General features: G+C 57.0%; 7 protein-coding genes. 5 read left to right on the top strand and 2 right to left on the bottom strand.

Annotated features, from left to right (window positions below; genetic code table 11):
* Positions 1–546: hypothetical protein (locus ACERK3_14180; GenBank protein ID MFA9479433.1), on the bottom strand; the 546-nt coding region annotated here is incomplete at its 3' end.
* A 578-nt stretch (positions 547–1124) separates the two neighbouring features.
* On the opposite strand from ACERK3_14180, the gene ACERK3_14175 reads away from it, so the two are divergent.
* The 5 genes from ACERK3_14175 (at position 1125) to ACERK3_14155 (ending at position 4651) form a co-directional block, all read left to right on the top strand.
* Entirely contained in the window at positions 1125–1448 is a 324-nt protein-coding gene (locus ACERK3_14175; GenBank protein MFA9479432.1) for a hypothetical protein, read from the top strand.
* A complete protein-coding gene (locus ACERK3_14170; protein MFA9479431.1) occupies positions 1445–2455 on the top strand; it encodes a Holliday junction DNA helicase RuvB C-terminal domain-containing protein in 1011 nt (336 codons plus the stop codon). The genes ACERK3_14175 and ACERK3_14170 overlap by 4 nt, the downstream gene beginning before the upstream one ends.
* Before the next feature lie 47 nt (positions 2456–2502).
* Positions 2503–2979 (top strand): hypothetical protein, encoded by a 477-nt coding sequence (locus tag ACERK3_14165; protein ID MFA9479430.1) that lies wholly within the window; start codon positions 2503–2505, stop codon positions 2977–2979.
* A 101-nt stretch (positions 2980–3080) separates the two neighbouring features.
* Positions 3081–4025, top strand: a complete 945-nt coding sequence (locus ACERK3_14160; GenBank protein ID MFA9479429.1) for a tyrosine-type recombinase/integrase — start codon at positions 3081–3083, stop codon at positions 4023–4025.
* A 206-nt stretch (positions 4026–4231) separates the two neighbouring features.
* Positions 4232–4651, top strand: coding sequence for a hypothetical protein (locus ACERK3_14155; GenBank protein MFA9479428.1), 420 nt, complete (start codon positions 4232–4234; stop codon positions 4649–4651).
* Between the two features lie 482 nt (positions 4652–5133).
* On the opposite strand, the gene ACERK3_14150 is transcribed toward ACERK3_14155, so the two are convergent.
* Complete coding sequence (locus ACERK3_14150; protein MFA9479427.1) at positions 5134–6960, bottom strand: hypothetical protein; 1827 nt, start codon at positions 6958–6960, stop codon at positions 5134–5136.
* Positions 6961–6994 lie beyond the last annotated feature (34 nt).

The following is a 6994-nucleotide window of genomic DNA, read 5'->3' as shown; positions in this document are numbered from 1 at the left end:
CACCAATCCCACACTTCCGTCCTCAACCTGCTCAAGCCCATCGAGTACATCCGCACAAATCACCCGAGCATTGTCCAGGCGCGTTGCCCGCGCTTGATGATCCTGCTTGCGGTGCATCCGGCACCGCACTTGATTGCACGCTGCCACTAACGCACCGATACCGGCCTTGCTGCGGCTGGTGTAGGCTCGCCACGCCTGGCGTTGCTGGCCCGGCGTGAGCCCGTAGAGCGGTCGCGCATGCCACTCCCGCTGCGGGTAGGTGTCTCCGATTGGAGACACGTTGTTGATCACCTCTGCCCAGGCGCAGAGTCGGTTGGCATGGGCTCGGCTCATTGACCATACGTCATACGCGTAGGCCCCGAACGATTTATGAGTCGATCGATAAAGTTTGCGTTCACGGATCGTCAGCAGCGACTCGGCCTCAAGCTTGGCCCAGGTAGCGGCTGTGGCGATAACGTCTTCGAGCCGCTGCCGCTCAGCCTGCTCGCGCCGGGTGAGGGTCTGCACCGAAACGTGGCTTGGTTGTGTAATCGTACGTTGAGCCATGACACCAAGATTAGGGGGGCAGCATGTGTTGAGCAAGCATTTTTGCTGCCTTCCGCGACGCAATAAATAGGATCGGTTAGACCATGCTGTGTCCACCGGAAGATTGTTCCCATTTTACCGTCTTTAGCGTGTACCTATCACTCGCAGTTACGCGCTTGGAGACTTCGTCATGTCCCAAACTACCGTGAGTCGGTCTCCATGCTTGGGCATTTATGCAGTCTGTGGTGGACCGATCTACTGCCCCACAGGGACGCCCTCTGCTTTGGCTGAACAGTTGGAACGGGCGAGAAAGGAAAACTGGATCGTGCGCATTCGGCAACCGCGCATCGGTACTCTGAGCCCCATGGTCTACGGATACGTCCGCCAGAGCCTCGTCTGCGTGGCCATCCTCCGAGAGAGCAATCATCCTGCTGGTGCCATGGTCTGGCCGCCGTGCGTGCGGGAAGTGACTCGTCTGCACAAGGGAGAAGAACGTCTCCTCTGGAGGCGTCCCCGGCCCCAGGCACTGTGTGAGTGGCTCGGCATCGAATGACGGTACTGGTTCCAATAATTCATTCCAATGCCCAATGGAGGCGCAGATGCGGAAGGATGTACTCGCCTACCTCCCAATTCATGATCAGTTTGAGTTGGGCGTGCTCCTGGTCTCGACGGGCACTCTGCAGGAACTTCAACGGACCGGTGAAAGCCCGATGAATTTCTTCATGAGGCATGCACGGCGGGACTGGGGCGACATCCCGGATGAGTCGGCCCGCGTCAATCAAGAAACTCTGGCCCGCCGAGGTGATCCCCGCTATGCCCGGCGGATTATCAGCGTCTATCGATCGCGTCGAGACACCCAACTGATCTGTGTAACGGAAGAGCATGGACGCTCCACCATTCTTCTCCTGGAGACTGAGAGTTGACCGACAGCAATCATTCGAATCTTGATCTCAACGATGCAGCGCCGCCTACCTTGAACCATGTCATCGGGCAGGAACGGGCAGTGCGCCAGCTTCGTGTTGCGCTTGATGCGCATTACAACGATCGCGCTGCTGCCCGTCAGGGGGAGACGGTGCAGGCGTTTCCTCACGTTCTCCTGGTCGGTCCGCCCGGGGTGGGCAAGAGCCTGTTGTCGGCCATTGTGGCGAAGGAACTGGGTGGCGCCTTGCACGAGGAGTTGGCGCAGAACATTCACGCTCCGAACGATCTGCATGGTCTGATGCTCTTGGCTGACGAAGGGGACGTTGTGTTTGTCGATGAAATCCACGAGCTTATCCCCCCGGCTCAAACCGCACTGTACCGGTGCCTTGAAGAACGGCGGCTGTTTCTCCCGTCAGGTCGTACAAGCAAACGGCAGTCCATCACATTGCCGCCGTTTACGTTCGTTAGCGCCACGACGGACGAGTGGAATCTCGCGAAGCCGTTGCGGGACCGGTTCAAGCTTGTACTCCGCCTTGAACATTACGGCGTCGATGAACTCATGCAGGTCGTCGCCAATCGCGCCCGTCGCATGGGATGGACGTTGACCGATGAGACCGCCATGGCGATCGCCCAACGTGGTCGTGGGACTCCTCGGTTGGCGTTGCGGTTGCTCGATGCGGCACGACGTAGCGCCCGTGCCGAAGATGCCAGCAACATTACGATGCAACACCTTTGCGACGCGTTGGCGATCGAAGGTGTGGACCGACTCGGCCTCGATCCGATCGAGCAAAGATACCTGCGCATGCTCGCTGATTCAGGTGCCGCCGTCCGCCTCAATGTGCTGGCGACACGGCTCGGCCTGCCACGCCAGACCATCGAACAGGTCATCGAGTCGGACCTGCTGAGGCTTGATTTGATCGCGAAGGGAGAGGCAGGCCGCACGTTGACCGTACGGGGACGGGAGCACCTCCAACAACCTGATGATCGTAGTGACATCGCCGCATCGTGAACAACATCGGTTCGGGCTATCGATCTGCATCACTTGGAGCGACCAACATGAGTAGTATCCAAACCGCCTTGTCGAGCCGACTGAAATCCGTTGTCTCCGTCAGTGAAATGGCACGGATGGTTCAGTTGTCCCGTGCTCGATTTTATGAGTTGGTCGGCAAGGGCGTGTTCTTGCCGCCGGTCTACACGGTCACTGGCCGCCGTCCGCTGTACACGCGGGACATGCAGCAGACCAACCTCGTGGTGCGACACGAGCAGATGGGCGTGAACGGCGAGTACGTGGTGTTTTACGAGCAGCGTAGTCAGGACATTGCTCCGGCAAAGAACCCAAGCCGGAAAGCCCAGACCAACAAGACCTTTGATGGCTTGGTGCAGCAGCTTCAGGGACTCGGGCTGATTGCTGTGACCTCTGCCCAGGCTGAGGAGGCAGTACACACTTGCTTTCCCGGCGGTACTGCATCGGTGGACGAGCCAGTCATCCTCAGGACCGTTTTTCGCCATCTTCGGCGCCAGAATGATGACTGATCTGTGTCTGCAAGGTGGCGGTTTGTGCTCGCCGGGCGCCACGAATGTGTCTGATTGGGTTCCGATGTTCGCCCGGTTCCTGCCCGAAAGGTGTCACCACTATGACTGATGCGCGTCCGAAAGAATGCAACAAAAGAAGCGTTTTGTTGCACTCGCCGAACGAGGCGAGCGACCAGGTGCCCCATGGTCAGGACGAGCATGCGGTTGTCCCACCTCAGGCGGATACTGACGAACAACTGCTCAGCCTCTGGCTCCACGGACGGGCCGAGGGGACGCAAGCCGTGTATCGCGCCGAAGCTGAGCGGATGCTTCGTTATATCGGCAAGTCGTTGCACAGGATTACCCTTGGTGATCTTCAAGCTTTCGCTGACCACCTCGTTCAGAAAGGGTTGGCCGATACGACACGTCATCGAATTCTTGCCATTACAAAGTCGTTGATCGCCTTTAGTCACCGGCTAGGGTACTTGCCTTTTGACGTGGCACGGCCACTCAATCTCCCGCCAGTACGCAACCGCTTGAGTGAACGGATCATTGATGAGGCCCAAGTGCAACGAATGATCGCACTTGAAGCCCATCCTCGGAATCGAGCCTTGCTTCTGCTCCTTTATGCCGCTGGCGTGCGAGTTTCGGAATCAGCCTCGCTGACGTGGCGAGATTGTCATCAACGTGACGGAGGGGGCCAGATCAGCGTGCTCGGTAAGGGGGGGAAGGTGAGGTCAATTCGATTGCCTGGTCAGGTGTGGCAAGCACTGCAAGGTCTCGACAACGATGCAGACTTGAACGCTCCGGTGTTTACCAGTCGCAATAGTGGGCAACTGTCCCGATCGCAGATTCTTCGTATCGTCCGCCGTGCAGCCAATCGTGCGTGTATCAACAAACCTGTTTCGCCGCACTGGCTCCGCCATGCCCATGCCAGCCACTCGCTCGATCGATCGGCACCCATCCATCTGGTCCAAAGGACACTGGGGCATGCGAGCGTCGCGACGACGGGTCGCTATTTGCACGCCCGGCCGAGCGAATCTTCCTCCGATTATCTGACGCTGTGACGATCGGCCCCAACCGGAATCAGGGTCGGTTAGACAGCACGATTCGAATTAGGATCGGTGGGTTCCGTTGGACCTTGTGCCTGATAGCCCGCCCTACCCCCCCCATCATTATTTGGTGGGACTCCTGGACGCGTGGGTATCCCGGCGCCGAGGCAAGGCCAGTCACGCCTACGTACGAGCCCAATGTATTAGTACATAGGATACACATGACAATCATCGTGACGGACCGACAGACCATCGAACGTGGCATTGTTGTTCGCGGCACGTACGCTGTGATCTCGGTGACGGACCCTGAACGGCCCGCCGCACGTATCCCACGGGCAAGCGGTTGTGGTGCCGTGCTCCGCCTGCGATTTCATGATGCGGAGCCATTCCCAGGTTTCCGCATACCGCCCAACATCATCCCTACGGGTGGAGCCGATGCCGAGCAGTTGGCTCGTTTCGTTCGAGAGCACCAGGGCCAGGTCGATGTGTATGTCATCCATTGCGAGCAGGGCGCCAGCCGGAGCCCGGCAATTGCCGCCGCCATTGCCGAGCATCTCAAGTTGGACCCACGCCCCTACTGGCAGCAATACGTGCCGAATAGATACGTTTATGAGCTTGTCCGTGGTCGGCTGGCCACTTGAAGGGCAAGCAACCAGCGAATGCCTCCATATAACTGGTGCAGGCCTGTAGATGATCGACGATCATTTCGGATTTGGACCTTGGACCGACACGTTCGGTTGAAGAAGCAGGTATTTCAGGGCGTGTTGTGCGACCTTATGGGGTTTCGTGATCAGCGCAGCCAGACTTCCCAACCGTCAAAAGCGTCAATTTCTGAGTCGTGGCCAAAACGAATCCACCGGCACAAGAGGGAACGACGCCAATGCACGTCGTCCAAAATCTTAGCGCAGAATACTAAAAGTAGACCCATCGAATACGATTGAATCGATGAACGCGCGCAAGACGAAGAGTTTAATCTCACAGAATTTTCGCTTTTGTGTGTGCCCCGCTTTAGCGACCACGATGCACAATGACATCATGTACAGCACGCGATACATCAGCCAAGGGCGGAGAGGGATGGCACATCCTGTTGCAAAATGACCGCGTTTATGGACTGCGCGATGCATTATTGAGATGTATTTAAGCTCCTGCAAGGCCGATACACTGTCGCCTTCGCCGTCTGCCAGTCACCTGGGGCGACGATGTCGATGAGCCTGATCTCCTGAAGGGTACGTAGAATCACGCCAATTCGATTCTGATCGGCACTCTTCCCGATCATCTCCTTGTACAGCGTTACGGCCTCTCGGTAACCGAGAAATCCACCGCCTCTCCTACGGCTGAGTACCTCGATGGCATAAAAAATCGCGGCCACTTCCCTCGCAGCAATTCGTTTGAATGTCTTTTTGCCTCTGCCCTTTGATTTCGTATAACCAAGGTTGGCGGGCAGTAGTGATTCGATGGCATTCGAATACGCCTCCTCGACCTTACTGAAGCCTTCCATGGAAGGCATAGCGTTCAGCGCAGGACGGAAGTGCTCCTGAAACCACTCTTCCTGTCCACGAAATAGGTCAAGACGACGCTCATGGTCAGCGGTGCGGTTCAGTGCGTGCTCAACGTATAGGTCGTTCACCTCGTTAGGGGCAAGAACCCGGTCATGCTGCCGACACATCAGTGCGTAGAACCGTCTGGTACGTTCCTTCGCGTCTTGCATCTCACGAAGCCCTTCCAGTTCCTCCACTGGTGTTCTCGCACGTTTTCGAGGACGTCGATTGACCTCGTGCCACTCACAGAGGCCGTGCTCACGGTACTTCTCAATCAGTTGTGCATTGCTCGCAGCCCTGTCCTCGGCGCCTCCTTCTTCTTCATATGCAGCCCCGACAGGGGGGTTAGCACACCTATTAGGGGGAGAGAGAGAGCAGGGTGTAGTAGTAGAGAGGGAATGGCAATCAAAGGCGGTCAGCAGGAAGACAGGTGCCTCATGGAAGGCCTTTACAGCATTCAGGCGTTCATCCATGGGACGTCCCCATCCAAACGATGGCATCTTTACACACTGTGGTCGAACGATCTTCTCGATCGAGCCATCCGGAGCGTAATGAATGAGCGAAGGTGCACCGCAGACCAATGGATCAACATTGGTGACAAATCCTTGGTCCTGCCGTTGCACATCAGCCCACTGCAGCCAGCGACCGATGCCGTCCACCATGTCTGCCAGGGCCATCCACGGATTCGGGCGCGGTTCATATGCAACCTTCAGGTACAGATGACGGCCATTCCCTCCCGTGGATGGCTCATGGTAAGCGCCTGGAAAGAAGCGGCCCACGAACCACTGGCACGTCGCTGCGGCGTCGTTGACGGCGTTTGGATATCGAATCGGCTTGAAGTCAAAATCGATGGTGATCAGAAGAGATCGTAATCGTGACGAACGCACGACTCCTGTCTGCACGTCGAGCAGTTTTGCATATGGCACTGGAGCGAGAGCCAGGTTCTTTGTAGATTTACCTCGTCCAAGTCGAAACTGGGCATTGAACGCTGACCGATAATATAAAACCTTTGGAACACCAAATGGGTCGTTGACTTGATGCAGATGCTCGTGGAAATGTGAACGCCCCACAAACGTGAAGCGGCAACGTCCGACCAATGCATCTGGATCATGTCCCACCTCCGCGACGGGCACAATGCGGCCGTCCTCGCCGTACGTACAGGCTCGACCATCTGCTGCATACCTCCAATGCCTAATGGTGTTCAGCGGGACGCACGCAGTCTCTGCCCGGCCGTCTGTGTCGTAGCGGATTGTACCGTCCTCGTTCTTGCGCGGAACGAGGCGATTACAGTCTCGCAGATCAATGTACGGAGACAGGACATGCCACGCCGCTTCTGCGAACACGTCGTACTTCTGCGACTGGCATTTGGACTTTGATTTCTGTGCTGTCGGATTGACTTCGAGATATGCCATAGATTCTCTCTATAGACTGACCCCCTTCTAAAAT

It is taken from the genome of Phycisphaerales bacterium AB-hyl4 (assembly GCA_041821185.1).
GTDB lineage: Bacteria > Planctomycetota > Phycisphaerae > Phycisphaerales > Phycisphaeraceae > Natronomicrosphaera > Natronomicrosphaera hydrolytica.
Note: the sequence above shows the minus strand (reverse complement) of the source record. Positions and strands in the feature narration are given on the sequence as shown.